This window comes from Novosphingobium sp. CCH12-A3, assembly GCF_001556015.1.
Classification (GTDB): domain Bacteria; phylum Pseudomonadota; class Alphaproteobacteria; order Sphingomonadales; family Sphingomonadaceae; genus Novosphingobium; species Novosphingobium subterraneum.
Genome location: NZ_LSIA01000177.1, coordinates 1 through 1,771 on the forward strand (window position 1 = coordinate 1; position 1,771 = coordinate 1,771).

The window sequence follows — 1,771 nt, forward strand, 5'->3', positions numbered from 1 at the left end:
ATGTGCGGAATCATCGGAATCGTCGGCAAGGAACAGGTGGCAGACCGGCTGGTCGATGGCCTGCGGCGGATGGAATATCGCGGCTATGACTCGGCGGGCATCTGCACTGTCGAAGGCGGTCAGCTCGTGCGGCGGCGGGCCGAGGGCAAGCTCAATAATCTTGTGGCGGAACTGGCGCGCAATCCGGCCTCGGGCCTGATCGGCATCGCCCACACCCGCTGGGCAACGCATGGCGCGCCGACGACCAGCAATGCGCACCCCCATGCCACGGGTGAAGTCGCGCTGGTCCACAACGGCATCATCGAAAACTTCAAGCCGCTGCGCGAAGCGCTGATCGCGCGCGGCCGCACGTTCGAAAGCGAGACCGATACAGAAGTCGTCGCCCACCTCGTGTCCGAACAGGTCGAGGCGGGGCTTTCGCCGCAGGACGCGGTCAAGGCCGTGCTGCCGACCTTGCGCGGGGCCTTCGCCCTTGCCATCGCCTTCCGCACCCATGACGACATGCTGATCGGTGCGCGTCTCGGTTCGCCGCTGGTGGTGGGCTATGGCGTGGGCGAGACCTATCTTGGATCGGACGCGCTGGCGCTCGCCCCGCTGACGCAGCGGATCACCTATCTCGAAGAGGGCGACTGGGTGGTGATCACCCGCGATGGCGCGCAGATCTTCGATGCCGAAAACAATCCGGTCGAGCGTCCCATCGTCGCCTCGGGCGCAACCGCAGCCGCGATCGAGAAGGGCAACTACCGCCACTTCATGCAGAAGGAGATCTTCGAGCAGCCGGTGGTGGTGGCACAGACGCTGCGCTCCTACCTGCGCCGGGTGGAGCAGACCGTGGCCCTGCCGCAGATCGACTTCGACCTTGCCAGCATCAACCGCGTGACCATCGTCGCCTGCGGGACGAGTTTCTACGCCGGGATGGTCGCCAAGTACTGGTTCGAACAGTTCGCGCGCCTGCCGGTGGACATCGATGTGGCATCGGAATTCCGCTACCGCGATCCGGTGCTCGAGCCGGGCGGCCTTGCCCTGTTCATCTCGCAGAGCGGGGAAACCGCGGACACGCTGGCGGCGCTGCGGCACTGCAAGGCGGCGGGGCAGACCATCGCCGTGGTCGTCAACGTGCCGACGAGTTCGATGGCCCGCGAGGCGGACCTGCTGCTGCCGACCCATGCCGGGCCGGAAATCGGCGTAGCCTCGACCAAGGCCTTCACCTGTCAGCTCGCCGTGCTGGCGGCGCTCGCGGCGCACCTTGCGGTCAAGCGCGGGCGGCTCAGCCGTGAGGAAGAGGCCGAGATCGTCGAGCAGCTGGTCGAGACTCCGGCCTGTCTCAACGCTGCGCTTGCCCACGACGAGGAGATTGCCGGCATGGCGCACCTGATCGCGCCTGCGCGCGACGTGCTCTATCTTGGCCGTGGCCCGGACTATCCGCTGGCGTTGGAAGGAGCGCTGAAGCTCAAGGAAATCAGCTATATCCACGCAGAGGGCTATGCCAGCGGCGAGATGAAGCACGGCCCCATCGCGTTGATCGACGAGGCTGTGCCGGTGATCGTGCTGGCGCCTTCCGGGCCCCTGTTCGAGAAGACCGTCAGCAACATGCAGGAAGTGCGTGCGCGCGGCGGCAAGGTCGTGCTGATCTCGGACGCCGAAGGCATTGCCGAAGCGGGCGAGGGATGCCTTGCCACGATCGAGATGCCGAAGGTCCACCCGCTGATCGCGCCGCTGGTCTATGCGGTGCCGGTGCAGTTGCTCGCCTACCATGTCGCCGTGGCCAAGG

1 protein-coding gene is annotated in these 1,771 nt (G+C 66.4%); it reads left to right on the forward strand.

Translation table 11 applies throughout. From position 1 onward, the window contains the following. The coding region (gene glmS / locus AX703_RS13965) for a glutamine--fructose-6-phosphate transaminase (isomerizing) (protein ID WP_062344912.1) at positions 1-1,771 on the forward strand (1,771 nt) is incomplete at its 3' end.